25 protein-coding genes and 1 tRNA gene are annotated in these 25,536 nt (G+C 72.5%); 12 read left to right on the top strand and 14 right to left on the bottom strand.

The features are described from left to right. Positions 1-83: 83 nt before the first annotated feature. Positions 84-155 (bottom strand) — tRNA-Val (locus ACFYTT_RS13955). A 50-nt stretch (positions 156-205) separates the two neighbouring features. Then, on the bottom strand, positions 206-670 hold the full coding sequence (locus ACFYTT_RS13950) for a TIGR02611 family protein (RefSeq protein ID WP_176093155.1): 465 nt from the start codon (positions 668-670) through the stop codon (positions 206-208). A 499-nt stretch (positions 671-1,169) separates the two neighbouring features. Here ACFYTT_RS13950 and ACFYTT_RS13945 point away from each other — a divergent pair, with 499 nt between their 5' ends. Then, positions 1,170-1,601 (top strand): SsgA family sporulation/cell division regulator, encoded by a 432-nt coding sequence (locus ACFYTT_RS13945; protein WP_007457244.1) that lies wholly within the window; start codon positions 1,170-1,172, stop codon positions 1,599-1,601. Positions 1,602-1,732: 131 nt separating this feature from the next. Here ACFYTT_RS13945 and ACFYTT_RS13940 read toward each other — a convergent pair whose 3' ends face one another. Then, positions 1,733-2,509, bottom strand: a complete 777-nt coding sequence (locus tag ACFYTT_RS13940) for a glucose 1-dehydrogenase (protein WP_131056667.1) — start codon at positions 2,507-2,509, stop codon at positions 1,733-1,735. Between the two features lie 238 nt (positions 2,510-2,747). Between ACFYTT_RS13940 and ACFYTT_RS13935 the strand changes: the two genes are divergently transcribed. Beyond that, positions 2,748-3,671 (top strand): AraC family transcriptional regulator, encoded by a 924-nt coding sequence (locus ACFYTT_RS13935; protein ID WP_176093154.1) that lies wholly within the window; start codon positions 2,748-2,750, stop codon positions 3,669-3,671. Between the two features lie 73 nt (positions 3,672-3,744). After that, positions 3,745-4,200, top strand: coding sequence for an Rrf2 family transcriptional regulator (locus ACFYTT_RS13930; protein ID WP_131056663.1), 456 nt, complete (start codon positions 3,745-3,747; stop codon positions 4,198-4,200). A gap of 28 nt (positions 4,201-4,228) precedes the next feature. On the opposite strand, the gene ACFYTT_RS13925 is transcribed toward ACFYTT_RS13930, so the two are convergent. After that, positions 4,229-4,783 (bottom strand): flavin reductase family protein, encoded by a 555-nt coding sequence (locus tag ACFYTT_RS13925; RefSeq protein WP_131056661.1) that lies wholly within the window; start codon positions 4,781-4,783, stop codon positions 4,229-4,231. A 311-nt stretch (positions 4,784-5,094) separates the two neighbouring features. On the opposite strand from ACFYTT_RS13925, the gene ACFYTT_RS13920 reads away from it, so the two are divergent. Both ACFYTT_RS13920 and ACFYTT_RS13915 read left to right on the top strand, forming a co-directional pair. After that, entirely contained in the window at positions 5,095-5,274 is a 180-nt protein-coding gene (locus tag ACFYTT_RS13920; protein ID WP_131056659.1) for a DUF4236 domain-containing protein, read from the top strand. Between the two features lie 139 nt (positions 5,275-5,413). Further along, a complete protein-coding gene (locus ACFYTT_RS13915; RefSeq protein WP_131056658.1) occupies positions 5,414-5,923 on the top strand; it encodes a potassium channel family protein in 510 nt (169 codons plus the stop codon). Here the strand turns inward: ACFYTT_RS13915 and ACFYTT_RS13910 are convergent. Then, the gene (locus ACFYTT_RS13910) at positions 5,904-6,716 is read right to left on the bottom strand and encodes a hypothetical protein (RefSeq protein WP_387259300.1); all 813 of its coding nucleotides are present in this window, start codon (positions 6,714-6,716) and stop codon (positions 5,904-5,906) included. The two genes, ACFYTT_RS13915 and ACFYTT_RS13910, sit on opposite strands and share 20 nt — an antisense overlap. A gap of 46 nt (positions 6,717-6,762) precedes the next feature. Next, positions 6,763-7,296: a VOC family protein gene (locus ACFYTT_RS13905; protein ID WP_131057361.1), complete on the bottom strand. Its 534-nt coding sequence runs from the start codon at positions 7,294-7,296 to the stop codon at positions 6,763-6,765. Between the two features lie 50 nt (positions 7,297-7,346). Here ACFYTT_RS13905 and ACFYTT_RS13900 point away from each other — a divergent pair, with 50 nt between their 5' ends. The 3 genes from ACFYTT_RS13900 to ACFYTT_RS13890 all read left to right on the top strand — a co-directional run bounded on the left by ACFYTT_RS13900 (position 7,347) and on the right by ACFYTT_RS13890 (position 12,452). Continuing rightward, a complete protein-coding gene (locus ACFYTT_RS13900) occupies positions 7,347-7,808 on the top strand; it encodes a MarR family winged helix-turn-helix transcriptional regulator (RefSeq protein ID WP_131057363.1) in 462 nt (153 codons plus the stop codon). A 68-nt stretch (positions 7,809-7,876) separates the two neighbouring features. Further along, on the top strand, positions 7,877-9,997 hold the full coding sequence (locus tag ACFYTT_RS13895; protein WP_387259297.1) for a tetratricopeptide repeat protein: 2,121 nt from the start codon (positions 7,877-7,879) through the stop codon (positions 9,995-9,997). 232 nt (positions 9,998-10,229) lie between these two features. Beyond that, complete coding sequence (locus ACFYTT_RS13890) at positions 10,230-12,452, top strand: HelD family protein (protein ID WP_387259769.1); 2,223 nt, start codon at positions 10,230-10,232, stop codon at positions 12,450-12,452. A gap of 52 nt (positions 12,453-12,504) precedes the next feature. Here ACFYTT_RS13890 and ACFYTT_RS13885 read toward each other — a convergent pair whose 3' ends face one another. Continuing rightward, positions 12,505-12,906 (bottom strand): hypothetical protein, encoded by a 402-nt coding sequence (locus tag ACFYTT_RS13885; RefSeq protein ID WP_131051309.1) that lies wholly within the window; start codon positions 12,904-12,906, stop codon positions 12,505-12,507. 373 nt (positions 12,907-13,279) lie between these two features. Between ACFYTT_RS13885 and ACFYTT_RS13880 the strand changes: the two genes are divergently transcribed. Continuing rightward, entirely contained in the window at positions 13,280-13,663 is a 384-nt protein-coding gene (locus ACFYTT_RS13880; RefSeq protein ID WP_131051311.1) for a hypothetical protein, read from the top strand. Between the two features lie 90 nt (positions 13,664-13,753). On the opposite strand, the gene ACFYTT_RS13875 is transcribed toward ACFYTT_RS13880, so the two are convergent. After that, complete coding sequence (locus ACFYTT_RS13875; RefSeq protein WP_176093149.1) at positions 13,754-14,848, bottom strand: sporulation protein; 1,095 nt, start codon at positions 14,846-14,848, stop codon at positions 13,754-13,756. A gap of 208 nt (positions 14,849-15,056) precedes the next feature. On the opposite strand from ACFYTT_RS13875, the gene ACFYTT_RS13870 reads away from it, so the two are divergent. Both ACFYTT_RS13870 and ACFYTT_RS13865 read left to right on the top strand, forming a co-directional pair. Then, positions 15,057-15,449, top strand: a complete 393-nt coding sequence (locus tag ACFYTT_RS13870; RefSeq protein WP_387259766.1) for a YciI family protein — start codon at positions 15,057-15,059, stop codon at positions 15,447-15,449. Further along, complete coding sequence (locus tag ACFYTT_RS13865; protein WP_387259293.1) at positions 15,446-16,687, top strand: RNA polymerase sigma factor; 1,242 nt, start codon at positions 15,446-15,448, stop codon at positions 16,685-16,687. The genes ACFYTT_RS13870 and ACFYTT_RS13865 overlap by 4 nt, the downstream gene beginning before the upstream one ends. A 226-nt stretch (positions 16,688-16,913) precedes the next feature. Here the strand turns inward: ACFYTT_RS13865 and ACFYTT_RS13860 are convergent, their stop codons facing one another. Next, positions 16,914-18,293: a cellulase family glycosylhydrolase gene (locus ACFYTT_RS13860; protein ID WP_387259291.1), complete on the bottom strand. Its 1,380-nt coding sequence runs from the start codon at positions 18,291-18,293 to the stop codon at positions 16,914-16,916. Positions 18,294-18,659: 366 nt separating this feature from the next. Between ACFYTT_RS13860 and ACFYTT_RS13855 the strand changes: the two genes are divergently transcribed. Continuing rightward, on the top strand, positions 18,660-19,622 hold the full coding sequence (locus ACFYTT_RS13855; RefSeq protein ID WP_387259289.1) for a TIGR03557 family F420-dependent LLM class oxidoreductase: 963 nt from the start codon (positions 18,660-18,662) through the stop codon (positions 19,620-19,622). 318 nt (positions 19,623-19,940) lie between these two features. Here the strand turns inward: ACFYTT_RS13855 and ACFYTT_RS13850 are convergent, their stop codons facing one another. The 5 genes from ACFYTT_RS13850 to ACFYTT_RS13830 all read right to left on the bottom strand — a co-directional run bounded on the left by ACFYTT_RS13850 (position 19,941) and on the right by ACFYTT_RS13830 (position 25,523). Further along, positions 19,941-20,729, bottom strand: coding sequence for a hypothetical protein (locus ACFYTT_RS13850; RefSeq protein ID WP_387259288.1), 789 nt, complete (start codon positions 20,727-20,729; stop codon positions 19,941-19,943). A gap of 347 nt (positions 20,730-21,076) precedes the next feature. Beyond that, the gene (locus ACFYTT_RS13845; RefSeq protein ID WP_387259285.1) at positions 21,077-21,901 is read right to left on the bottom strand and encodes an endonuclease/exonuclease/phosphatase family protein; all 825 of its coding nucleotides are present in this window, start codon (positions 21,899-21,901) and stop codon (positions 21,077-21,079) included. A gap of 16 nt (positions 21,902-21,917) precedes the next feature. After that, entirely contained in the window at positions 21,918-23,408 is a 1,491-nt protein-coding gene (locus ACFYTT_RS13840; RefSeq protein ID WP_387259282.1) for a phosphatase PAP2 family protein, read from the bottom strand. Between the two features lie 125 nt (positions 23,409-23,533). Continuing rightward, complete coding sequence (locus ACFYTT_RS13835; RefSeq protein ID WP_387259280.1) at positions 23,534-24,544, bottom strand: YihY/virulence factor BrkB family protein; 1,011 nt, start codon at positions 24,542-24,544, stop codon at positions 23,534-23,536. After that, a complete protein-coding gene (locus ACFYTT_RS13830) occupies positions 24,537-25,523 on the bottom strand; it encodes a diacylglycerol/lipid kinase family protein (RefSeq protein ID WP_387259277.1) in 987 nt (328 codons plus the stop codon). Before ACFYTT_RS13830 ends, ACFYTT_RS13835 begins: the two co-directional genes overlap by 8 nt. Between the last annotated feature and the right edge of the window lie 13 nt (positions 25,524-25,536).

The raw sequence follows: 25,536 nt of genomic DNA, 5'->3' as shown, positions 1-25,536 counted from the left end.
ATCCGGGGGCTCGGCCCCCGGAGCAGAAATGACAAGGCCCCCTGGTCCGCGCATTCTGCGGACAGGGGGCACCTGGGGACTTGTGGGCGATACTGGGATCGAACCAGTGACCTCTTCGGTGTGAACGAAGCGCTCTCCCGCTGAGCTAATCGCCCTCAGCGCGGCTGACTCTACCCGATCGTGCGGCCGACCCGCGAATCCGGGGTCAGTTCGTGGCGAGGTAGCGCAGGACCTGGGCGATCACGTCGATGCCGAGGCTGTATTTGATCGAGAGCAGCGCGACGGTGGCGACGAAGACGAGGCCGACCGAGCCGATGACCAGGCGGAGGACCAGGGACTGTCGCTTCACCCAGGCCGTCCAGCCGTGGACGTGGCGGCGGGTGAAGGCGAGCAGGCGTTTGGCCCAGTGGAACTCGACGGCCCAGATGCCGAGGCCGGCGATCACCAGGAGCCAGCCGGGGCCGGGTAGCGGGATGAGCACGATGCCGATGGTGACCACGAGTGCGCCGAGGATGCCGATGACGACCCGGAGGGCGAGGCGGCCGGTGGGGTTGGCGCGGATCAGCGCGAGGGTGGTGGAGACGCGTTGCCGCCAGCGGGGCCGCCCGGGTACGCCGGTGGCGTCCGGCCCGGCGTCGGTCCGGTCCGTCTCGGTTCGCTCGTTCCGCATGCGGTGAGGGTTTCCCCGTCCGGCGGGGCTATTCCCATCGGTGAAGCCTCGTTCGTTGCGGCCGGTTCGGCGATTGTCGACCGGTTCGTGGTCGACTACTGACCGACCGTGCCAGTCGTGCTGTTCGTTCGGCACCCGTACCCCCGCTGTTCGGCTCTGCGGGCCGCGCCGTTCGACGGGTCCCGCCTCGCCAGCTGATCCACTGAGGATCGCTCACCGATCATTTCACGCCCAGTGTGGCGCGGGACCGTCACTGCAACGGCCGACTGGACGTTACCGGAGTAAGTCGACGACTGAGCTACCCGATGATCGGGCGGGATCAAGGCACTGGGCAGAACCGGAAATCCTAGATGAATTTTCACATTCTCGCGGCCTTTCCGAACCCTCTCCCACCACTGGGTGAAGTCAGCGTATGGCGGAGCGTAGCCAGAGGTAGCGCCTGAGTATGGGAAAAGCGGGACACGCGCGTTCCGCACGCGGTGCCGGGGGGAGAACGTCCATGAGTGTCATCCGACCGACGACCGTTGAGGTCGAGACGTCGCTAAGGCTAGTCGCGCCTGACGCCACCGCATTGCCGGTGCGCGCCAGTCTGCGCTACGACCCTGCTGACCCGTATGCGGTCCATGTCCTGTTCCACGCCGAATCGGCGGGTGGCGAGGCGGTGAGCTGGTCGTTCGCTCGCGAACTGCTGGTCACCGGCCTCGACGAACCGGCCGGCATCGGTGATGTGCGGGTCTGGCCGTGGGCCACCCCGCGCGGCGACTTCGTCGCGCTGGCGCTGTCGTCGCCCGACGGCAACGCCCTGTTCGAGGTGCCGCGCAGCGTGTTGGTGCGCTTCCTGCGGCGGACCTACGTCGTCGTCCCGCGCGGCCGGGAGGCCGAGCACCTGGACGTCGACACGGCGGTGAACCGGCTGCTCGCCGGTCGCTGACCACCGACGTAGGCGGGGGCCGCGCGGATCTGCCGAGTCCGCGCGGCCCCCGCTCGTCCGGCGGTACGCACACCACCCGCACCGCCCGCGCCACGCGACCCGGTCCACGGCCAGGGCCGCACCACGGACGGTCAGCCGTGCGTGGTGATGCCCCCGTCGACCGGGATCACCGCGCCGGTCAGGTACGCGCCGGCCCGCGACGCCAGGAAGATCGCGACGCCGGCCATGTCCTCCGGGCGGCCGATCCGACCGAGGGGCACCTGCGCCTCGACGGCGGCCCGGGCATCCGGGTCGTCCAGGACGAACGCCATCATCTTGCTCTCGAACGGTCCCGGGGCGACCGCGTTGACGGTGATCCGTTCGCCGACGAGTTGGTGCGCCAGGGTGCGGGTCAGCATGTGCAGGGCCGCCTTCGTCGCCGAGTAGGCGTACACCTCCATGGCCGGGACCCGGATGCCGTCGACCGAGCCGATGTTGATCACGCGGGCCGGGTCGTCGGCGCTGGCGGCGGTGCGCAGCACCGGCAGCAGCTCGGTGGTGAGCCGGAAGACGGCCTTGACGTTGACCGCCCAGAGCTTGTCGAACGCGCTCTCCGGATACTCCTCAAGCGGCGCCCCCCAGGTGGCCCCGGCGTTGTTGACCAGCACGTCGAGCCGGTCCACGCGGTCCCGGACGGCGGCGGCCAACCGCCGTGCGCCGTCGTCGCTGCCGAGGTCGGCGGGGATCGCGGTGCAGTGGCCGAGCGCGGACAGCTCCGCCGCGACCGCCTCGCAGGCGGCGGCCTTGCGGGACGAGATGATGACGTGCGCGCCGGCCGCCACGAAACCTCGGGCGATCATCAGCCCGATTCCCCGCGAACCGCCGGTCACCAGGACAGTCTTGCCGTCGACCGAGAACAGATCCTGCATGCGCATCCCCTCGCGAGCCGGCCGCGACCTCCCGGCGGCCGGCCCGTCGACGCGGACGGTTCGCCCGCCACGGCGACCAGATGACTACCGATCGGTAACGTAACCGCCGGCCGGTACGCCGACAAGAGCGCGCCACCCATCCGGGTCGGTCGAGGGGTGGACGCCGACGGCACGGGCTCGGCGACGCGCCCGTCACCAGAGGTGCGTACCGGCCGGTCGCGGGCTAACGTCGCAGGTGATGGTCCCTTCCGGTCACCTCGACAGGGTTCTGCCCGACGCCGCCTCCGGTCCGGCCGAGATCGACACGATCACGCTGCGTGATCTGGCGCCCGACACTCGGTGGCGACGTCCGGTCCTGCTCGACCGCGAGCTGATCGTGCTCAGCACGGGCGGTCACGGCATCGCCGAGGTGGACTTCCGCGCCCAGCCCTGCCGGCCCGGCACGCTACTGCGCGTACGCGCCGGGCAGGTGCTGCGCTGCCCGCCACCCCGTCTCGACGCCACCGTGGTCCGCTGGCACCCGGACGCGGTGCGCGGGCTCGACGTCGACGTGGACGACGTACCCACCCGCGTGCAGCTCGCCGGTGAGGACGAGGACGCGGTCATCAACGAGGTGACCCAGTTGACCGTGGACGTCCGTCGGCACCAGGACGTGCCGGCCGGCCGCAGTCTGCTGCGCCACCAGCTCACCGTGCTGCTGCTGCGCCTGAGCATGCTGCCGTCCGAGGCGCACCGCGCGGGTCGCCCCGAGGAGGAGACCTTCCGCCGGTTCTGTCGCGAGGTGGAGCGCGGTTACCAGCGCACCCGTCGGGTCGAGGACTACGCCGAGCGGCTGAACTGCTCGGTGCGTACCCTCACCCGGGCCTGCCTGGCGGTGACCGGGCGCAGCGCCAAGCAGGTGGTGGACGAGCGGGTCGCGCTCCAGGCCAGCCGGTTGCTGGCCGCCACCGACGAGCCCATCGCCCGGATCGGTCGGCAGCTCGGCTTCACCGAACCGACCAACTTCGGCCGGTTCTTCACCCGCGAGGTCGGGGTCAGCCCGGGGGCGTTCCGGGCCGCCCGCGAACACCCCGGACCGAGCCCGGTCGTCCGTCCCCGGTCACCCGCCGAGCCGACCCCGATGCTGCGGCCCCACCCGCCGGTCGAGGCCCGTCAGGCGTGAGAGCGCCCGTCCGGTCGGTCACTCCGTCAGCCCGGCGACGCCCAGGCACGGGCCGGTTGGGCATGATGGCAGGGTGCAGATCTCCGCGCGTGGCGACTACGCGGTACGAGCGGCGCTGAGCCTGGCCGCCGCGTACCCGTCATTGCTGTCCACCCAGACCATCTCCGCGGAGCAGGACATGCCGCGCAAATTCCTTGAGGCGGTCCTGGCCGACCTGCGTCGGTCCGGCCTGGTCCGCGCCCAGCGCGGCGCCGAGGGCGGGTACGCCCTGGCCCGGCCGCCCCGGGAGGTGACCATCGGGGCGGTGCTGCGCGCGGTGGAGGGACCGTTGGCCGGCGTACGCGGGCTGCGCCCGGAGGAGACCAGCTACGACGGGGTGGCGCAGCACCTGCCCGGGTTGTGGGTGGCGGTGCGGGCCTCGTTGCGCCGGGTGGTCGACGAGGTGAGCCTGGCCGACGTGGTGGGCGGCCGTTTGCCCGCCCACGTCCGGCGGCTGACCACCGCGCCCGACGCCTGGGAACCCCGCTGACGCAGCGGTCCGCGCCGGGCGCGGTCGGTCACGCGGCGGCTGCCGTGGTGTAGCCGCCCCGGTGGTGCAGCAGCGGCGCGCCGTCGACGCCTTCGGCGAGCGCCAGCGGCTCGGCGATCACCAGCGAGTGGTCGCCCGCCGGCACCCGGTGCACCACCCGGCAGAGCAGCCGCGCCAGCACCCCGGTCAGCAGCGGCAGCCCGAACGGACCGGCCTCCCAGTAGGGGTACGCGGCGAAGCGGTCCACGCCCTTGGCGGCGAAGATCCGGGCGGCCTCGGTCTGGTTCGCGGCGAGCAGGTGCACGGCGACGTGCTCGGCCCGGTCGAGCACCGGTGAGCTGGACGAGGTCGCGCCGAGGCAGAACGACACCAGCGGCGGGTCCAGCGACACGGAGGTGAACGAGGTCGCGGTGAACCCGGCCCGCAGCGGGGCGCCCACGTCACCGAGGCAGGCGGGTCGGGTGCCCCGGGCCACGGCGGTGACCACGGTGACCGTGCTGGCCTGGCGGCGCAGCAGCGTGCGGAACAGCTCCGGGTCCACCGGCCGCAGCTCGTCGGTGCGGCTGCGCTGCGCGGTGGTCACGCCGTCACCGGTGCCGTGCGGCGGGTCGGCGTGGCCGGTGCGACGGGGTGAGGGGTGCGGTGCATGCGGGGTCCTCTCCGAAACGCCAGGTGGAGTCGGCAACTCCGCGTCTCCCATGAGTTGGGATGAACGCTCTTTCACTCCACACACTGATGATTCAACCAGGATCTTGAGCCCGACAACACCCATCTGATGAATAGGATATTCGGGCCACCGGGGACGTCTCACATCCACTGTGCACGACATGGTTTGGCGAATCGTCGATACGGGAATCTTCGATGCCGCGCGGGGATGACGAAGGGAGGCCCACGATGGGTCTGATGTTCCGCAAACGCAAGAAGTACGGGCCGCTGATCCTGAACTTCACCGAGAACGGTTTCTCGTCCTGGAGCATCAAGATCGGTCGCTGGTCGTGGAACTCGCGGGCCAAGGCGCACCGCGTCGACCTGCCCGGCCCGCTCTCCTGGAAGCAGGACAAGTCCCGGGCGTGAGCCCGGGGGTCGCGCGGGGCGTCGGAGCACTCCGACGCCCCGTTCGCACGTGCCGGCGGCCCACCCCGACCCCGGCCCGCCACCCCCGGAATCGACGGATCCGCCCGGTCGGCGGCGCGCCGGACCGGACAATCGCGACATGCAATCGACACCGGACCATCGGCGCGAACGTCGGCGGGCATGGCTGGCCGGCCTGCTGCTCCTGGTCGTGTACTTCGTCGTCCCGGTCGAGGCCGATCCGAACGGTGCCCGCCTCGGCCTGCGCGTCGCCCTGACCCTGCTGCTGCTGGGCGGGGTCGCCGCCCTGGTCACCGGCCAGGTACGCCGACAGCTCGTCGCCGTCGCGCGAGGTCGGCAGCCACCCTCGGTGCTGCACCTGGTGGTGGCCCTGGTCGCCGGGCTGCTCGCCTTCGCCCTGGCCGACTACGTCGTCGCCCGGGTCGCTCCGGAGCAGTTCGTCGCGCTGCACACCCGGGTGGACGCGCTCTACTTCGCGCTCGCCACGCTGACCACCGTCGGCTACGGCGACGTGCACGCCCAGGGACAGTTCGCCCGGGTGCTGGTCTGCGCGCAGCTCGTCTTCAGCATCGGGGTGATCGCCACCGGCGCGTCGCTGGCGGTCAAACGGCTCACCGAGCGGCGGCCGTGATCACCACGTCCCCGCCGAGCCTCCCCTGCTCCGGGTCACGCCGCACCTCGCCCGCGTCGAGCAGCGCGTCCAGGGCCCGCACCGCGTCCACGGCCCGGTACGCCGTGTCGGTCACCGCGTACCGGCGCAGCTCGGTCACCGTACGCGGGCCGGTGCGGGACAACTCGGCGAGCAGCGCCCGGCCCAGCGGCGCCGGGTCGACCCGGCCGCCACCCGCCTCCCAGAGACTCTCCTTGAACGACTCCAGGCTGCGGTCCGAGGCGGTGCCGAAGCCGATCCGCCGACCGGAGGGCAACTCGACCTCGGCGACCAACGGGAAGCCGGCGTCGGCCAGCGCCGGCCGCAGCGGCGTACCCGGACCGGCCGGCACCAGCACCTCGCCGGGTCGACCGGAGGCGGCGGCGCAGAGCGCCACCGGATCGACCGCGTCCGCCACCTCCAGGTAGGACAGCACCGGCGCGCCGGACGCCCCGCACGCGCGCAGCGCCACCGGCAGCAGGGCCGTCGGGCCGGGCATCAGGTGCACCGTGACCTCGGTCGGCAGCCCCGCCTCGGCGGCACCCAGCCGCGCCGGCAGCTCCTCGGTGCCGCCGGCCAGCACCAGCACGGTCAACCGGGCACCACGGACGTCACCGGCGCACTCGCCGGCCACCCGGACGACCTCCTCGGCCAGGGCGGGGTCACGCCCGTCGTACCCGAGGACCACCGTCGCCCGGCGCGCGCGTCGCAACGCGCCCGGCACCCAGACCCTCAGGTGCCGGACCACCACCTGCCGCCCCACCTCATCTGCCACCCTGCCGTTCTACCGCACCGCCCGGCCGCGACGCGGCCGGGACGGGTCAGTGCGACGCGGCGGCCGGGACGGAGATGCCGATGCCGCCCCGGGTGTCGCCGCCGTACCTGCTGATCTCGGCGGCCAGGTCGAGACGGCCGATCCGGGTACGGGCGTCGAGCGCGGCGTCGTCCAGCCGGTCGGCCGGCACCAGCCAGACCACCTCGAACTCCAGCCCGTCCGGGTCCTGCCCGTAGAGGCTCTTGGTGGTGCCGTGGTCGGAGGTGCCGACCAGGGCACCGGCCCCGGCCAGTCGGCGGGCGGTGGCGGCCAGCTCGTCGAGCGTGTCCACCTCCCAGGCCAGGTGGTAGAGGCCGACGGTGGCCCGGCCGGCGGTCGACCGACCGGCACCCGCGCCGATCTCGAAGAGGCCGAGGTCGTGGTCGTTGGTGGAGTCGGGCGCCTGGAGGAAGGCAGCGCCCCGGAACCCCTCCGGGGTCATCGGCACCCGGCGGAAGCCCAGCACATCGCGATAGAAGGCGACGCTGCGCTCCAGGTCACTGACGTAGAGGACGGCGTGGTTGAGGCGATGGATTCCCATGCCACCGAGGCTAGCGCGATTTAGTTGAACGTTCAACTATCTCCGCTATGATGGGCGTCATGACCCGCTGGCTGGACCCGGACGAACAGCGCACCTGGCGAGCGTTCCTGACCGCGTCCCGCGCGTTGATGGAGGCGCTCGACCGCGAGCTGCAACGCGACGCCGGGATGCCGCACGCCTACTACGAGATCCTGGTCCGACTCTCCGAGGCCCCGGAGCGGCGACTGCGGATGAGCGACCTCGCCGAGGCGAGCGGCTCCTCCCGCAGCCGGCTCTCGCACGCCGTGGCCCGCCTGGAGGCCGCCGGCTGGGTCCGTCGGGAGGACTGCCCGACCGACCGGCGAGGGCAGATCGCCCTGCTCACCGACGACGGCTTCGCCGCACTGGCCGCCGCCGCACCCGGCCACGTCGAGGGGGTACGCCGCCACCTCTTCGACGCGCTCAGCCCCGCCCAGGTCGACCAGTTACGCCGGATCAGCGAGGCATTGGCCGATCGCCTGACCCGCCCCTGACCGGATCCTGACCGAACCACTCCGGCGCGGGTCTTGTACATAACGTCGTCGGATGAGCACGATGGGGCGTGCCCTCCGGCTTCGGTGAACTGACTGATCAGGCGCACGACCTGGTCTCCTCCGGCGATCTCGCCGGCGCTCAACGGCTCCTCGCCGACGCGCTGACCGGCGCCGACCCGCGCCCGGCCAACGCGACACCCGAGATGGCCGAGGCGGCCGGCCTGCACGCGCGGGTGCTGGTCGCCCTCGGCGAGCCGCACTCCGCACGAGGCTGGGCGGCGTACGCGTACGCCGCCACCACCCGTCTGCACGGCCGCTCCGACCCGCGTACGGTCGCCGCCGCGGCCACCCTCGCGGCGGTGCTGCACCGGGTCGGCAGTTGGTCCCGCGCCGCCCGGCTGTACCAGGAAGTCATCATCGAGCTGACCGCCTCGGACGGGCCGGAGTCCCTGCGGGTCCTCGCCGCACACGCCGACCTGGCCACCGTGGAGTACGCCCGTGGCCAGTGCCAGGTGGCCCGCGACCGCCTCCAGGACGCGTGGGAGCTGCACCGCGAGGTCTACGGCGACGGGCAGCCCAGCGGCATCAAGATGCTCGCCCGGCTCGGCTCGATGCAACGCGACTGCGGGCAGTTCACCGAGGCGCAGGACCACCTCGCGCTGGCCCGGGAACTCGCCCGTCGGCACCTCGCCCCGGACGACCCGTTGACCGCCCAGGTGGCGTCGCTGTCCCGAGCCCCGGCCAACCCCGACCACGTCTGCGCCGACACCCCGCCGGTGGGCGCGGAGGGCTCCGTCGTACCGGCCGCGCGGACCCCGTCGCAGGGCGACGCCCCGCCCAGCGGCGACTGGGCGGCCACCGCCGCCGCCCCGCCCGACTGGTCCGACCCCGACCCCGACACCGACGACCGGCCGGACGATCCCCGCGCGGACTGGTCCGGGACCGATCCGACCCGGCCGCCGACCGCCACCCCACCGGCCTCCGGCCCGGCGTCGACCTGGACGGCGGCACCGTCCGCGCCGGCACCCGACCCGACGTGGACGGCGTCCTCACCCCCCGACGCCGGGACCACCCCGAATTGGACGGCGTCCGGGCCTGCGGGGTCCGGAGCGGACCCGGGCGGTTGGCCCGACCCGGACGACGTCGATCGGGACTGGACGACGTCGACGGGAGCCACCCCGAACTGGACCGCCGACGACGCGGCGTGGGACGGGACCGGCGGTCCGCAGGGCTGGCCCGCCGAGGCCACCGACGGACGGACCTGGCCGGCGGGATACCAGGCGGACTGGCCCACGGGGAGCACCGGTCCGGCGGGCTGGCCGGCGACGGGCGACCCGGCGGATGCCCGCTACGCCGGGGAGCAGCACCCGCCCGAGGGCTACCACCCCGGTCAGGGCCACCCGGTCGGTCAGCAGCCCGCCGGGGCGGCGTCGCCGGTGCCGACCCCACGGCAGCCGGCGGACGGTCCGGCCGGGCCGCCGCAGGACTGGTGGACCGGGCAACCGACCGAGCCGGCCTCGCCCGACCCCGCCCACCCGGCCCGGCCCACCCCGACGCCGTCGGCCGAGTCGAGCGGGGCAGCCGTACCGCCGAGCGTGATGGGTCTGACCGGTCCGGCGCCGCAGGCGCCGGGGGTCTACCGGCTGCGCCGGTTGGAACCGGAACGCACCGGTCCGTCGTCCCGCCTGCTGCCGGTGCCGGTACGCCGGCCGCCGGCCGCGCCCTCCCCCCGCCCGAACCGGCTGGTGCCGATCATCGCGGCGGGTGTGGTCGTGGTGCTGCTCGGTGCCGCCGCGGTGATCGCCGGGGTGTCCCGGGTCGACGGGCCGGGCGAACCGGGCTCCCCCACCGCCGGGGACGCCCCGAGCGGGGCGGCGACTCCGTCCGCGTCGGCACCGGAGGCACCACCGGCCTCGCCCGGCGCGCCGCCCACCGAGCTCTCGCTGCGCGACAACCGGGACAGCGTGACGCTGCGCTGGGCGTACCCGGCGGGGGCGGAGGGACCGGTGATCATCTCGGGTGGCCGGAGCGGACAGCCGAAGAGCCCCTTCGCCGACCTGCCCGCCGGGACCGACAGTTTCGTGGTCTACGGCCTCAACCGCAGCCTCGACTACTGCTTCACGGTCGCGGTCGCCTGGTCCACCGACACGGTCGCGCGATCCGACGAGGTCTGCACCGAACGCCGGTGACCACACCGCCCGGAGTCGGGGCACGGGCGTCGCACACCGTGGTGTGACGGGGCCCGACCGCCTTGGCTCCGGCGGTCGTCGCGCGGTATCTTCGGCAGTTCAGGCAACAAAAAAGAACGGCTACAAAAGCCGTTCCTAAACGAACTCTAACCCACCGGGAGACGGATTGTCAAGGCACTCCGGCGGTTCGCCGTCCGACGACGAGATCGGCCGCGAGCAGGAGTACGTCTCGATGCTCTACCACCGCCTCGACGACCTGCGGGACCAGGCGGCACAGCGGTTGACCGAGGAACTGCGGGCGGCGGGCGGCACCCTCCAGGCACGCTCCGAGCGCGACAGCGCGGTCCGCATGTACGCCGAACAGGTCGAGCAGTTCGCGGCGGTGGAGAACGGTCTCTGCTTCGGTCGACTCGACACCGACGACGACGAGCGCCACTACATCGGCCGGATCGGCATCTTCGACACCGACGGCGACTACGACCCGCTGCTGATGGACTGGCGGGCCCCCGCCGCCCGCGCCTTCTACCTCGCCACCGCCGCCAACCCGCAGGGCATCCGGCGGCGGCGTCACCTGCGGACCCGGCAGCGCAAGGTGGTCGCCCTCAACGACGAGGTGCTGGACCTGACCACCGCCTCCCCCACCGCCCACGAGGAGCTGACCGGCGAGGCGTCGCTGCTGGCCGCGCTCAACGCCGGGCGTACCGGCCGGATGCGCGACATCGTCGAGACCATCCAGGCCGAACAGGACCGGATCATCCGGTCCGACCTGTCCGGCGTACTCGTGGTGCAGGGCGGCCCCGGCACCGGCAAGACCGCGGTGGCACTGCACCGCGCCGCGTACCTGCTCTACACGCACCGTCGGGAACTCTCCACCCGGGGCGTCCTGATGGTCGGCCCGAACGTCACCTTCCTGCGGTACATCTCGCAGGTGCTGCCCGCGCTGGCCGAGACCGGCGTGCTGCTGCGTACCCAGGGGGACCTCTTCCCCGGCGTCAGCGCCCGGCGCGCGGAGCCGGCCACCACCGCAGCCCTCAAGGGACGGCCGGTGATGACCGAGGTGCTGGCCAACGCGGTCCGCGACCGGCAGCGGGTGCCCGACGAGCCGCTGGAGATCACGCTGCCGCAGCAGGAGGTCCTCGTGCTCGACCCGGCGACCGTCCGGGCCGCCCGGGACCGCGTGCGCCACAGCGACCGCCCACACAACCTGGCCCGCGCCCTCTTCGACGTCGAGGTCATCCACGCGCTGGCCGACCAGATCGCCGAACGGATCGGCGCCGACCCGCTGGGCGGCGACAACCTGCTCGAAGAGGCCGACCGCGCCGAGATCCGCCGGGAACTGCGCGAGGAACCCGAGATCACCGCCGCGCTGGACGAGCTGTGGCCGGTCCTCACCCCGCAACGCCTGCTCGCCGACCTGTACGCCTCGACCGACCGCATCGCCACCGCCGCGCCGATGCTCACCGCCGACGAGCGGGCCGCCCTGCACCGCGAGCCCGGCGGCTGGACTCCGGCCGACGTACCGCTGCTGGACGAGGCGGCGGAACTGCTCGGCGAGGACGACCGGGCCGCCGCCGCCCGCCGGGAACGCATCCGCGCCATGGAACGCGAGTACGCCGAGGGCGTACTGGAGATCGCCCGGGGCTCCCGGTCCATCGACGTCGAGGACGAGGCCGACGGCGGCGAGATCCTCGGCGTGACCGACCTGCTCGACGCCGACCGGCTGCTGGAACGGCAGGAGGAGGCCGACCGGCTCACCACCGCCCAACGCGCCGCCGCCGACCGCTCCTGGGCGTTCGGCCACATCATCATCGACGAGGCGCAGGAACTCTCCCCGATGGCCTGGCGACTGCTGATGCGCCGGTGCCCGAGCCGTTCCATGACGATCGTCGGCGACGTGGCCCAGACCGGGGCCCTGGCCGGCACCCCGTCCTGGTCGGAGGCGTTGGCACCGTACGTGGCCGACCGGTGGCGGCTCACCGAGTTGACCGTCAGCTACCGCACCCCCGCCGAGATCATGGAGGTGGCTGGTCGCGTACTGGCCGAGATCGACCCGACCCTGCGCCCACCCCGCGCCGTACGCGCCAGCGGCTTCCCGCCCGGCACGCGGGACGTACCGGCGGACCGGCTGGCCACGGAGCTGGTCGAGGTCGCCACCGACGAGGCCGCCGGGCTCACCGACGGACGGCTCGGCGTGATCGTGCCGGCCGGTCGCGTCGACGACCTCGGCACCGCGCTCACCACCGCGCTACCGGAGGCGGCCGTCGGCGAGCAGCCCGACCTGGAGAGCCGGGTGGTGGTGCTGACCGTCGCCGAGGCCAAGGGCCTGGAGTTCGACTCGGTGATCGTGGTCGACCCGGACCGCATCGTCGCCGAGTCCCCCCGTGGGCGCAGTGACCTCTACGTGGCCCTCACCCGCGCCACCCAACGCCTCACCACCCTCACCCCCACCCCCTGACCACCGCCCGGCCCGGCCCTCGTGAGGGCCGGGCCGGGCGGTGGGTGGTCGGTCAGTCGAAGCTGCCCACGTGGGTGGCGGGAGTGGACTGGTCGCTGGTGCTGCCGCCGGACGGGGTACTCATCCCGCCGGTGGTGGCGTCGCCGGTGGTGGTCGGTGCCACCTTGCCCCGGTGCCGCTCCGGCTGGCGGGCCACCCGTCGGGCGCTGGCCGGTCCGGCCGTACCGCCCGTCGTGGTGAGCGCGCCCTGGCCCCGGGTGGGGCCGCCGTCGCGCAGCACGGTGGGGTCGATCGGCACGTGCGCCGGATCGTCCCGGTCGTCGCGCTGGATCTCACTCTCCACATCGGTGGGCGGCACGGTCACCTCGTCCACGGCGCCCTCGCCGTACACGCCGCCGGCGATCCGCTCCTCGGCCCGGCGGGCGGCGTCCTGTCGCATGTCGTCCTCACGCACGATCCATCACCTCGCAGAAGCGTCGGTCCTGATGGCGTGCCCGGTGACCGGCCCGACAAACCCGCACCACCGGTCCACCGGGCCCGCGCGCCGGCATCCGGTCGCGCAACCACCGGCCGCGCGTGGTGCGGAGAGCGATGGTGGTCCGGGCACGGTCGGAACGGGACATCGGGCCCGTTCGGGTGGGCATTCGCCGGGCCGGGCAGGTATCCCCACGCCGGACGGATTCGGCCGGGTCGCCGGGGGTTACTGCCTCCCGGCGGCGGGGTAGACGGCGGGTGCCCCCGCCAGGTGCGCGAACCGTGCCGTGGCCGACACGCGGTAGCGGGGCGAGGGCCGCAGGTGACGACTCATCACATCCTGAGGAGGACAGATGAGCACGCAGGCTGCATCGACCAGGCCGATGAACCGTCCGGCGCAGGACGCCCAGAACCGGCAGGCCATGCAAGAGGCCGCCACCCGCCCGATGCCGATGATGCACGACGGGCACCGGGAGGAGATGCCGTCTCCGGGTACGGAGACCAAGCAGTCGTTCCTGACGACCGAGTTCTGGATCTACGCGGCAGCCGTCACCCTCGTGGTGATCTCTGCCTTCTGGCGCGGGACCACCGCGAACGGCCTGAACCTGAACAACCCCGGCCAGGCGTGGTTCTTCATCACGCTGCTGACCATCGGTTACCTGGGTAGCCGTGGCCTGGCCAAGGCCGGTAGCCAGCGGCGTTCGGCCGCGGAGCGCAAGCAGCGCGGGCGGCGCTGACCCCTTGCGTGCGGTGGCCCTCCGGGAGTCTTCCCGGAGGGCCACCGTCCTGTCTCGCCGCGCCCCGCCGAGCGGGGTGCGGCGTCGTGCTCAGAACTCCTCGAAGCCCCCGAAGTCACCGCCGCCGTCGAAGTCGCCGCCGAAGTCGCCGGCCGCCTCGGTGACCTCTTCCTCGGCACCGTCGAAGGCGTTGCCGATCATGTGACCGGCGAGCATGCCGCCCGCCGCGCCGAGGGCCGCACCGGCGACCACACCGCCCATGCCGACCCCGCCCCGCCGCTGCGGCTGGCCGTACTTGTTCGGGGCGCCGTAGCCCTGCGGCCCGTACCCCGGCTGGCCGTAACCCTGCGGGCCGTAGCCGGGGGCACCGTAGCCGGGGGCACCGTAGCCCTGCGGGCCGAACCCCTGGGCGCGCAGTGCACCGAAACGCCCGATCGTCTCCTGGATCCAGCCGTCGACCGTCTCCACCCAGTCGGACCGCTCGGCGTCGGAGTGGGCCACCTGGTACCGGCCGAACACGTCCTGGCCGGGCGCGAGGAATCCGCCCCGCTTGTCGCATTCGAGCACCACGTCCACGCCGTGCGGGTTGGCCACGAACGTCACTTCGAGCTCGTTGACGGTCTGCGCGTACTGCGGCGCGGCGAAGAACTCGATCTCCTGGTAGAACGGCAGCGTCTGGCGTACGCCCTGGATCCTGCCGCGCTCCAGGTCGGCCTTCTTGAAACGGAAGCCGAGCTGGAGGAACGCCTCCAGGATCCGCTCCTGCACCGGCAGCGGGTGCACGTTGATCTCGTCCAGGTCGCCCTTGTCGACCGCACGGGCGATCGCCAGCTCGGTACGCAGACCCATCGTCATGCCGTGCAGCCGCTGGCCGTACAGCCCGGTGATGGGGGTCTCCCACGGCACCGGAAGCTGGAACGGGATGGACAGCGCCTGCTTCGCGGCGAGTTGGAGCGGACCGCTGACCACCTGCCGGTGGAACTCCATCACCCCGGCCTGCTCGCCGACCTCGACCCGGGTGACCAGGCCGATGACGATCTGCTCGATGTTCGCCGCCGCCTCCCCGCCGAGCAGGTTGACCTGACCGTCGAGGGCCAACCCGGGCCTGGTGTTCGGGTTGGCCAGGACGGTGTCCACACTCGGACCGCCCACGCCCAACGCGCTCAACATCTTCTTGAAGACCATTCAGTTCTCCTGCGGGGTCTGGTGCCCGGGCTCCCTTTAGGAACGGACGCTGACGGCGGCACCGTATCGGGCGGCCCTGAAAGGTCGCTGGGAGGATCTGCGCAGAATTCCTGTCGCAGGGATGTCGAGAACCGGCTGGGCGGCTTCGACCAGAGGACGTGGGCACCGACAATGGTGCCGTGGCCGTGAGGAGACAGTCGTGAAGTACATGCTGCTCATGCAGTTCAGCGTCGCCGGGACGGACTTCCCGCCGATCCACACCTGGACGCCGGAGGAGATCCGGGCGCACATCGCGTTCATGGGCGAGGTGGGCGCGAAACTGGCCGCCGACGGCGAACTGGTCGACGGGCAGGGGCTCGCCGGGCCGGCGCAGGCGAAGATCGTCCAGGCCGGTACGGCTTCCGCACCGGTGGTGACCGAGGGCCCGTTCGCCGAGACGAAGGAGTTCCTCGCCGGGTACTGGATCGTCGACACCGACACCCCGGAGCGGGCGGTGGAGATCGCCGCCTGGATCTCGACCGCTCCCGGCCCGGGCGGTGCGCCGCTGAACATGCCGATCGAGGTGCACCCGGTGCTGTCCACGCCACCACAGGACCTGTGACGGACGACCGACGGACCGAGGACCTGCTGCGCGAACTGGCGCCGCAGGTCCTCGGCGTACTGGCCCGCAGGTTCGGGGACTTCGCCACCGCCGAGGACGCCGTGCAGGAGGCACTGCTGGCCGCCGCGACCGGCTGGCCGGGTGCGGGCGTACCGGACAACCCGCGCGGCTGGTTGATCCAGGTCGCGTACCGGCGGATGGTCGAGCTGGTCCGCGCCGAGCAGGCCCGGCGGGCGCGGGAGGACCTGGTCGCCCGGCGCGAGCCGAGGGACGCGCACCACGTACCGCCGGTGGACGCGCACCTGGACGCGGATCGTGACGACACCCTGGAGCTGTTCCTGCTCTGCTGCCATCCGGCGCTCACGTCCGCCTCGGCGATCGCGCTGACGCTGCGCGCGGTCGGCGGCCTGACCACCGCCGAGACGGCCCGCGCGTTCCTGGTGCCCGAGTCCACGATGGCGCAGCGCATCAGTCGGGCCAAGCAGCGCATCCGCGAGTCCGGTACGCCGTTGCGGATGCCCGAGCCGGCGGAACTGCCGGCCCGGCTGACCTCGGTACGGCACGTGCTCTACCTGGTCTTCACCGAGGGGCACGTGGCCAGCGCCGGAGACACCCTGCACCGGGTCGACCTGGCGCACGAGGCGATCCGGCTGACCCGGATGCTGCACGCCCGGTTGCCGGACGACAGCGAGGTCACCGGGCTGCTGGCGCTGATGCTGCTCACCGAGGCACGGTCGGCGGCCCGGACCGGACCGTCCGGCGAGCTGATCACCCTGGCCGAGCAGGACCGCAGCCGCTGGGACGCGGCGGCCATCGCCGAGGGCGTCGCGCTGGTGACCCGGGCACTGCCCCGAGGGCCGGTCGGCCCGTACCAGGTGCAGGCCGCCATCGCCGCGCTCCACGACGAGGCGCCGACCGCCGCGCAGACGGACTGGCCGCAGATCCTCGCGCTCTATCAGGTGCTGGAACAGGTGTCGGCCAGTCCCGTGGTGGCACTCAACCGGGCCGTGGCCACCGCGATGGTGCACGGCACGGGGGCCGGCCTGGCCGCGCTGGACGCGCTGGACGGCGAGGCCCGTCTGGCCGGTCACCACCGTCTCCCCGCCGCCCGCGCCCACCTGTACGAGATGGCCGGCGACCTCGAACGCGCGGTGGACCAGTACCGGTGCGCCGCCGGTCTGACCGCCAGCCTGCCGGAGCAGCGTTACCTGCTGATGCGCGCCGCCCGCCTCGCCTGAGCCCGGACCGCGCGATCGGCCGCTGGGTCCTGTCCGCCTCGCCGGTCTCTCGCCCCTGGTAGGTGTCCCGGCGGCACCCTTTGCTCTGCTTCAACCGACGCAACGGTTCGGACGCCACATCGCTGCGTGGGGTGAAGCAGAGCAAAGGCGGCGTGGTGGACCACCGGCGGCGCGACCCGGGTGGCCGGGCCCGCGTCGGGCCCGGCCACCGTCAGGGGTGCGGTCGTCAGCTCGCGGTGCAGGTCACCGCAGGGGCCGGGTTGCTTCCGCTCCAACTGCCGAGGAAGCCGAAGCTGGTGCTGGCACCGGCGCCGAGCTGGCCGTTGTAGGAGACGTTGCGAGCGGTCACGGTGGTACCGCTGCTGGTGACCGTGGCATTCCAGGACTGGCTCACCGACTGGCCACCGGCGAGGGTCCAGCGCACCGTCCAGCCCGTGATGGCGCTGCTGCCGGCGGTCACTCGCACGTCGCCCTGGAAGCCGCCCTGCCACTGCCCGGTGATCGAGTACGTCGCCGTGCAGCCGCCACCCGGCGGCGGGGTCGTCGGCGGAGGCGTGGTCGGCGGCGGGGTGGTCGGCGGCGCGGTCGTGGGCGGAGGCGTCGTGGTCGGCGGCGGGGTACCGCCGAAGACACTGGCCTCCCGGGCGGTCTGCCGGATGCCGTTGGTGCCGTTGAACAGGCGCTGGCCCCAACTGGTCAACTGGTTGGGGTTGAACGAGGTGGCCATGTCGAGGTACTCCACGCCACCGCTGTTGCCGCTCCACGACCAGCCCAGCCAGCCGATGCCGTTGGCCTGCGTGTAGGAGAGGATGGCGTCCTCGTCGGGGTCGCCGTCGGAGTGGTAGTGGCCGAACTCGCCGACCACGATCGGCAGGCCCCGGCTGCGGAATCGGCCCAGGTAGTCGCTGATCTCGGCGGCGGTGTCGAAGACGCCGTACATGTGGACCGAGAAGACGGTGTTGCGGGCCGGGTCGGCGTTGAACACCGTCGGCGCGTTGTCCCGCATGGTGAAGGACCAGTCCTGGCCCCAGTTCGGGGCATCCACCATGATCGTGTGCGCGATGCCCCCGGTACGCAGCCGCCGGATCGCGTTCGACGTGTCGGTGGCCCAGGACGAGTAGTTCTGGTTGCCGTACGGCTCGTTGCCGATGTTGACGATCACGTACCGTTCCTGGCCGTTGAGCGCCCCGGCGATGCTCAGCCAGTAGTCGACCGCCCGGTCCAGGGTGATCGCACCGCTCTGCTCGCCGTAGCCGGTGGTGTCGTGCACCTCCAGCACACAGAGCAGCCGGTTGGTCTTGCAGAGCTGGATCACGTTCGACACGTCGTCGGCACTGTTGCGGGTCCACCGGTCACCGCTGGAGAGCACCACCCGGACGGTGTTCGCGCCGAGCGCCTTGATGTTCGCGAACGAACTGGTCTGGTTCGCGTACCAGGTGTGCGCGTGGTTGACGCCGCGCATGACGAACTCGTTGCCGTTGGCGTCGTACAGCTTGCCGCCGCTGACGGTGAAGCCGGTGGCGGCGTGCGCCGACGGGCCGAAGGCGAACACTGCGGCGACGGTCGCCAGCAGCACGGCGCCGACGGCCCCGAAAAGTCTTCTCATCGATTCCTCGCAGGAGTTCTCTCCCCCGTGCCCAGGAGGGAGTGCGGTGAGTGGCAGATGCGGCGGCTGTAGCCCGGCAGCCGCGCGGCGAGAGGCCCGGCGAGGCAGGCATCAGCGTAGGCCGATGAAGCGTCGGAAGCAACCGGTTCAGTAACTCGGCCGACGGGCGGCGACCCGTGGTGACCCGTGAGAAGCCGGGCCACCACGGGCGGACCATCCCCACCACAGGATGGGCTCCCGGCCTGCATCTGAACCGGTTCAGATAACCGTAGGCAGCCGCCGAAGAGCGCGTCAAGCGTCGATGAGGATTGACCCAACCGGGCCCGGGTATCCGCAAACGGACCGCCGGGTAGCGAAGGAGACAGCATGGTCAGCATCGGATACACGTTGATGTGCGAACAGGCAGGCCCGAAGCAACTCGTCGACCACGCGGTACGGGCCGAGGCAGCCGGCTTCGACCAGCTCGTCATGTCCGACCACTACTACCCCTGGCTGGAGTCGCAGGGCCACTCGCCGTACGCCTGGTCGGTGCTGGGCGCGGTCGCCCACGCCACCTCCCGCGCGGAGCTGATGTCGTTCGTGACCTGCCCGATCCGGCGGTACCACCCGGCCGTGGTGGCACAGAAGGCCGCCACCGTCGGACTCCTCTCCGACGGGCGGTTCACCCTCGGCCTCGGCGCCGGGGAGAACCTCAACGAGCACGTGGTGGGCGCCTGGCCGCACGTGCAGCAGCGGCACGAGATGTTCGAGGAGGCGTTGCAGATCATCCGGCCGCTACTCAACGGCGAGACGCTGACCTTCTCCGGCAACCACTACGACGTGCCCGACGCGTACCTGTGGGACCGGCCCGACACGCCGGTGCCGATGGCGGTGGCCGCGTCCGGACGGCAGTCCGCCACCCTGGCCGCCGAGTACGCCGATGGCATGATCGCCACGGAGCCGGAAGCGCACCTGGTGGAGATGTACGAGGAGGCCGGTGGCGCCGGACAACCCCGCTACGGCCAGGTGGCCATCTGCTACGGCCCGGACGAGGCCGAGTGCCGCAAGATCGCGCACGACCAGTTTCGCTGGTTCGGGCTCGGCTGGAAGGTCAACGCCGAACTGCCCGACGCCGACGCCTTCGAGGCCGCCTCGCAGTCCGTACGCGAAGAGGACGTGGCCGCCGGCATCTCCTGCGGTCCGGACGTGGACACGCACGTGGCCGCGTTCAAGAAGTTCGTCGACGCCGGGTTCACGCACGTGGCGCTGGTGCAGGTCGGCGGCGACCACCAACCGATGTTCCTCGACTGGGCGCAGGAGCAGTTGCTGCCCCGGCTGCGCGAACTGTGACCGGCAGGAGGTGATTCAGCGATGCGTATCGGCAACACGGAGATCCGACCGGCCGGCGGCGGCCTCGGCTGCCTTCTGATGATCCTCTTCTCGATCGTCGCCTCGATCGTGCTGACCGTCCTGCTGAACCTGGTGCTCTGACCACCCGCTGCTGCTGCTGTGTGTGTAAGGAGGGGTCCCCTGCTAACGCCTCGTGTATAGGAAGGGACCCCTCCTAACATCCGGGCGCCGCCGAGGGCATGATCGCGCGGGCGTTGCCGGCTCGCCTGCGCGCCGCCGAGGGCACGATCGCGCGGCGTTGCCGGTCCGCCTGCGCGGTCAGCGGCGCAGGCCGAGGCCGACGAGGACCTCGCGGGTGGCCTGGCCGATCGGGTCCAGGACGCCACGACGCAGCCAGTCGACCGTCGCATGCCAGACCGTACCGACGGCTCGGCAGACGGGCAGCAGCAGGTGCGTCCACACCCACAGCCCGGCCCGGAACACCGGGCGCACCGTCCACACCCCACACCACCAGAGGATGCGCCCCGCCGTCCGCCAGGCCCAGACCACCACCGCAGCGAGCAGCCCGGCTACCACCGCGAGCCATCGGCCCAGCAGTCGGGCGGGCGGAGTGAACGCCCGCACGGTCCACACCAGCGGCACCCACACCAGGTAGTACGACGGCACCAGCACGACGACCCGTACCAGCCAGCCCACCGCCCGGCCGCACCAGCGCAGCATCCGGGCCAGTCCCTGACCGCACCAGCGCAGTGGCGGCCGCAGTACGCCGTGCCAGAACTCGACCAGACGACGCCACATCCAGTTCGACGGGGTCCACACCAGGGTGTGCCAGAGCCATCCGAGGGCCCGCAGCGTCCAGAGCAGCGGAATCCAGACCAGGTGGCGCAGCAGCCAGTGGATCGGACGCCATACACACCGGTCGAGGAACCACAGGGTCGGCGTGACCAGCCACCGGTGCAGCAGCCCGCCGACGGCGACCAGCAACTCCCAGGCCAGCCGGAACGGCAACACCACCACCAGCGCGACGGCCCGTGCGGCAACCCTTCCCGGTGAGGACACCACCGACCTGGTGTCGGCCTCACGATCGCGCGGTGACGAGTCGATCACGGCCACACCGTATCCGCTTCCCGCCAACCAGCCCGACGCCGTAGCCGCTGGCCATCTCGGCGCCGTAGCCCAGCGCTACGCACTCCCGGATCCCGCCCGCGTCCACCGGCAATGACCAAGGAGCTTGTGCCTTCGTACGACCTCTCCGTGACCAAAACTCCTTGATCACCGCAGGCGGAGGCGGGCGAGAGCCGGGGGCGTGGGACGTGGGACGTCGTGTGTGCGGGTGCCTCCGCACTGCACCGGAACAGGTAGGGGTGTGCCGGACGTGGGGACCACTACGGAGATGGGGCAGGGCAGGAGCCAGGTGGGCACAGGCGAGCGGGGCTGGACGAGGCGAAGTGGCGCTACGTGGGTGGGGTGAGGGTGAAGGTGGCCTGTATGGGGTGGTGGTCCGAGGCCCGGTGGGTGTCGGGGGTGCGGATGACCTGGACGTCGACCAGGTGGGCGGCCAGGGCGGGGGTGGCCAGCAGGTAGTCCAGGCGCATCTCGGCGAACTCCGGCGTGTGTCCGTAGCCGGTGGGCACGGTCGGGCCGGCGGTGGCGGCCAGGTCGACCAGACCGCTGGCGAGCAGGCGGGCCACCGCCCGGGTGTCCACGGTCCGTCCGTCGCGGCGCAGGTGCCGACGGCGGTACGCGGGTGCCAGCCGGGCCAGACTCCTGGCGTGATCAGCGCGATCGACTGCATCGGCACGGTCGGCGCGATCAACACCATCGGCGTGGTCGGCGTACGGGGCGAGGGTGTTCAGGTCTCCGGCGAGCAGGGCGAGGTCGGCGCGGGACCGGCGTAGCGCGGCGGCCGCCCAGCCGGCCTCGACCAGGCGGCGGCCACCACGGTACGGATAGAAGTGGGTGCTGAGGACGGCGAGCGGCCCGGCGTCGGTGGACAGTGTGACGCGCTGTGCCGCGTGGTGGAACGGTCGACGGACCGGCCCGGTCGCCGTGGTCGGCCAGCGCGGGTGCACGAGTATCGCGACCGGCTGGCCGAAGGGCGACCGGGCCAGGTGGGGCGTCAGGCCGGCGTCCGACGCGAAGCGGGCCACGTCGAGGCCGCGCAGTTCCTGGAGGGCGAGGACGTCCGGGCGGTGTGCGGCGACGACCCGGGCCAGCAGGGTGCGCCGGTCCGGGCCGTGCCGGTCCTGTCCGCCGTTGCGGATGTTCCAGGTCATCATCCGCAACACGGTCGCCTCAGCCCGGCTGGCCGGCCTTGGCCAGCTCGTCGTCGAGGGTGTCCACGTCCTCGGACTCGATCTCCGGCTGGTTGCCGGACCGTACGTCCTCGTTGGGGCGAATCACCCAGTAGAGCAGCCCGATCCAGAGCCCGGTCAGCATGATCGCGCCCATGAAGTCGGTCGGGTGGTGCATGCCCCGGTACATCCGGGACACTGCCACACCGACCGGCATGATCACCGCCGCCGCCACGAAGAGCCAACGCCACCACCGGTCGGTACGCGGGAAGACCACCACGGCGATCGCCACCCAGAGGCAGAGTGTGGCCGCGATGTGGCCGGACGGGAAGGAGGACGTCGGCATCGGGCCGTCCAGGTTCTCCACCGGCGGGCGCGGCCGGTCCACGGCGGCGGCGGAGGCGAGGAAGAGCGTCAGCTCGCCGAACATGGTCAGCGCCACGAAGAGCACCGGCCGCCAGCGTCGCCAGATCGCCAGCACCAGCGGGCAGAAGACCATCGAGATGAGCAGGATGGCGTGGGTGTCGCCGACCTTGCTCCACACCCAGCTCAGGTCGTCCAGGAACGGGGTGCCCCGGTCGGCGAACCACTGCGGCACGGTCTCGTCGAGCCGGGCCAGGAAGGTGCCGTCGGCGTGGTAGCTGACGAGCATGCCGAAGCCGTAGAGGGCGCCGAAGACCAGCACCCAGCCGACCACGATCTCGGCGACGCCGGCACGGGCGTGCGGCAGCAGCTTCTCCTCCTCCGGTGCCAGGGCCACCTCGTGTGCCGCCTCGGGCTCCAGGCCGTCGGTGAGCGGGGCTACCGGTCGGCCGCGTTCCAACCGCCACAGCCGGAAGGCGTACGCGGTGACGCCGAGCCAGGCCGCGCCGAGGAGCCAGGCGCCGAGCACGTCGGAGAGGAAGTGCACGCCGAGCGCGACCCGGGTGAATCCGATCAGGACCACGACGGTGGCGGCCAGGGCGATCGCCGGCTTGCGCCAGCGGGGCGCCATGGCCGGCAGGAAGACCAGCAGCAGCGCGCCGTAGGCGACCATCGACCCGAGGGCGTGTCCGCTGGGGAAGCTCTGCCCGGCGTACGTGCCGATGGGCACGTCCACCTCGGGGCGCAGCCGGTCGACGAGCGTCTTGAGCGACGGGTCGAGGATCAGCGCGCCCGCCCCGGTGACGATCAGGAAGACCGCGAGCCGGCCCTGCTTGCGGATCAGCAGCCCGACCACGGCCACGGTGACCAGCCAGACGATCACCGGTCGACCGCCGAGGTCGGTGATGGCGGTGAGCACCGTCACCAGCGGACCGATGGGTGAGATCCGCTCGTTGAGCCAGACCGCCACGCCGTGGTCCACGTCGTACAGCGGGGTCCACTGCACCCGGACCAGCACCAGGAGCAGCCCGAAACCGACCCCGGCGCCGAGGACGAGCAGCAGCCCGGCGAGGGTACGTTCGGTGAAGTGACCGAGTGGTCGTCGCAGTACGTCCCGGACCGCGCCCACGGCAGCCTCCTTCGCCAGGGGCGTCGACCGACGGCGACGCCTTCTGGCGTGGCGCTGTACCCGCGTCGATGGGTGCGTACACCCGCCCGGGTGGAGAAGGACGTTCCGGCCCGGACGGCGGGCGTCTAGAGCGCGGTCATCTCGCCGGTGTCGTGCAGACCCGCACGTGGGGCGTTCGGCTTCCACAGGTCCGGCTTGGCGGGCTCGGACACACCGATGCGGACCGCCTCCAGTTGGGCGGCGAAGGCCAGCCCGCCGAAGAGCGCCATGCCGGTGAGGTTGGCCCAGAGCAACAACGCCATCATGCCGGTCAGCGCGCCGTACGTCTGGCCGAAGTCCTCACTGAACCGCACGTAGCCGGCGAGCAGCAGGCTGGCCAGCCACCAGAGCGCGGTGGCGATGCCGGCGCCGAAGAGCAGCCAGGACAGGCCGGGTTGACGGCGACGTGGGGCGTACCGGAACAGCACCGCGACGGCCAGCACGGTCAGCCCGAGGCTGAGCGGCCAGCGCACCACGTCCCAGAGGATGGCGGCCCACTCGCCCCAGGCGTAGCGGCGCTCCACCGAGTCGCCCATCGGGCCGCCGCCGACGAGGATGAGGAACCCGGTCAGCGCCGGTATGCCGGCGACGACGGCGAGCACCGCGGCGCGCAGGTACTTCCGCAGGGCGGGGCGGTCTCGCTCGACGCCGTAGATCCGGTTGGCGCCCCGCTCGATCTGCGCCATCGTGCTGGTCAGCGCGACCAGCCCGGTGCCGAGGCCGAGGGCCAGCGCCACCTCGCCGATGTCCTCGACGCGTTCGCCGCCCGCGCCCTCGCCGAGCAGATCGGCGACGACCGCCTCGCTGGCGCCGGGGGTGAGCGCGAGGACGGTGTCGGCCACCACCTCGCCGCCCTCGGCCGCCCCCAGCTCCGAGATGAGCCCGGTCAGCGCGATCAGGAACGGCACCACGGCCAGGCAGAGCTGGAAGGCGAAGGCGCGGGCGTGGCTGAACCCGTCGCCGTAGCGGAACCGGACGAAGGCGTCGTGCAGCAGGTGCCAGCCGCCCTCGCGGCGCAGCGTCTGCCAGGCGTGGTCGGCGCAGAGCTGCTCGTCGGCCATCAGCCGGGTCTCCGGCACCATCTTGGTGCTACTCACCCCGGCCCTCCTCGATGAGCCGCTCACCCCGCTCGGCGGCGCCGGACGCGTCCTCGGCCAGGTCGGGTGTGCTCTCCGGCTGCGGTACGCACAGCCACAGGGCCCGTCGACGGATCTGCACGCTCAGCTCGTGGCCGGGCTCGATCAGGTCGCCGTCCAGTTCGCGCGGCTGGGGGCGGTTGCTGGTGATCGTCACCCGGCGGGCCCGGAAGACCTCCATCCGGGGCACCCGGTCGCGGCGGCGCACCACCGCCCAGCCGAGCCTGATCCAGTGTCGCAACCGGTGCGGGGTGAGCACGGCGACGTCGAGGTAGCCGTCGTCGGGTTCGGCCTCGGTGAGCAGGCGTACGCCGCCCTGGAGCCGACCGACGTTGGCGACCAGCACCGAGCGGGCGCGGCGGCGCAGCGGCGGCTGGTCGTCCAGCGAGATCGACACCCGCATCGGGCGGTCGCGCAGGTGCCGGGCGGCGCCCACGACGTACGCCGGCCAGCCGATCCGCCGTTTCGTCGTCTCGTTGGTGGCGGCGAGCATCTGGGCGTCGAAGCCCATGCCGGCCATCACCGCGAAGTGCTGCCCGTCGACCTCGCCGACGTCGAGCAGACGCCGTCCACGCTCGACGGCCACCTCGATCCCGGCGGCCAGGTCGGTGGAGAGTCCCAGGTTGGCGGCGAGCAGGTTCCCGGTGCCCTGGGGAAGGACGGCGAGGGCCACCTCGGTGCCGACCAGCGCGCTGACGCAGGCCATCACGGTGCCGTCGCCGCCGCAGGCGAAGACCACGCCGACGCCCTCGGCCAGGGCCTGCTCGGTCTGGCCGCGCCCGGGGTCGTCGACGGTGGTCTCCAGCCACAGCGGCTCGGGCCAGCCGGCGGCGGCGAGCGCGTCGACGACCGTGCGGCGGAACGTGTCGAGATCCTCCACCTTGACCGGGTTGACCACGACCGCACTGCGCAGGGCCTGTCCGTCTCGTCCAGCTTCCACGGCGTCAGTGTGC

Origin of the sequence: Micromonospora sp. NPDC003816 (genome assembly GCF_042874705.1) — a bacterium.
Lineage (GTDB): Bacteria > Actinomycetota > Actinomycetes > Mycobacteriales > Micromonosporaceae > Micromonospora.
This window is presented reverse-complemented; position numbering and strand designations above follow the sequence as displayed.

Coding starts and splice junctions, on each gene's coding strand:
- ACFYTT_RS13950 (WP_176093155.1), bottom strand. CDS start 670: ATGCGGAACGAGCGAACCGAGACGGACCGGACCGACGCCGGGCCGGAC.
- ACFYTT_RS13945 (WP_007457244.1), top strand. CDS start 1,170: ATGAGTGTCATCCGACCGACGACCGTTGAGGTCGAGACGTCGCTAAGG.
- ACFYTT_RS13940 (WP_131056667.1), bottom strand. CDS start 2,509: ATGCAGGATCTGTTCTCGGTCGACGGCAAGACTGTCCTGGTGACCGGC.
- ACFYTT_RS13935 (WP_176093154.1), top strand. CDS start 2,748: ATGGTCCCTTCCGGTCACCTCGACAGGGTTCTGCCCGACGCCGCCTCC.
- ACFYTT_RS13920 (WP_131056659.1), top strand. CDS start 5,095: ATGGGTCTGATGTTCCGCAAACGCAAGAAGTACGGGCCGCTGATCCTG.
- ACFYTT_RS13915 (WP_131056658.1), top strand. CDS start 5,414: ATGCAATCGACACCGGACCATCGGCGCGAACGTCGGCGGGCATGGCTG.
- ACFYTT_RS13905 (WP_131057361.1), bottom strand. CDS start 7,296: ATGGGAATCCATCGCCTCAACCACGCCGTCCTCTACGTCAGTGACCTG.
- ACFYTT_RS13900 (WP_131057363.1), top strand. CDS start 7,347: ATGGGCGTCATGACCCGCTGGCTGGACCCGGACGAACAGCGCACCTGG.
- ACFYTT_RS13890 (WP_387259769.1), top strand. CDS start 10,230: ATGCTCTACCACCGCCTCGACGACCTGCGGGACCAGGCGGCACAGCGG.
- ACFYTT_RS13880 (WP_131051311.1), top strand. CDS start 13,280: ATGAGCACGCAGGCTGCATCGACCAGGCCGATGAACCGTCCGGCGCAG.
- ACFYTT_RS13875 (WP_176093149.1), bottom strand. CDS start 14,848: ATGGTCTTCAAGAAGATGTTGAGCGCGTTGGGCGTGGGCGGTCCGAGT.
- ACFYTT_RS13870 (WP_387259766.1), top strand. CDS start 15,057: ATGCTGCTCATGCAGTTCAGCGTCGCCGGGACGGACTTCCCGCCGATC.
- ACFYTT_RS13860 (WP_387259291.1), bottom strand. CDS start 18,293: ATGAGAAGACTTTTCGGGGCCGTCGGCGCCGTGCTGCTGGCGACCGTC.
- ACFYTT_RS13855 (WP_387259289.1), top strand. CDS start 18,660: ATGGTCAGCATCGGATACACGTTGATGTGCGAACAGGCAGGCCCGAAG.
- ACFYTT_RS13845 (WP_387259285.1), bottom strand. CDS start 21,901: ATGATGACCTGGAACATCCGCAACGGCGGACAGGACCGGCACGGCCCG.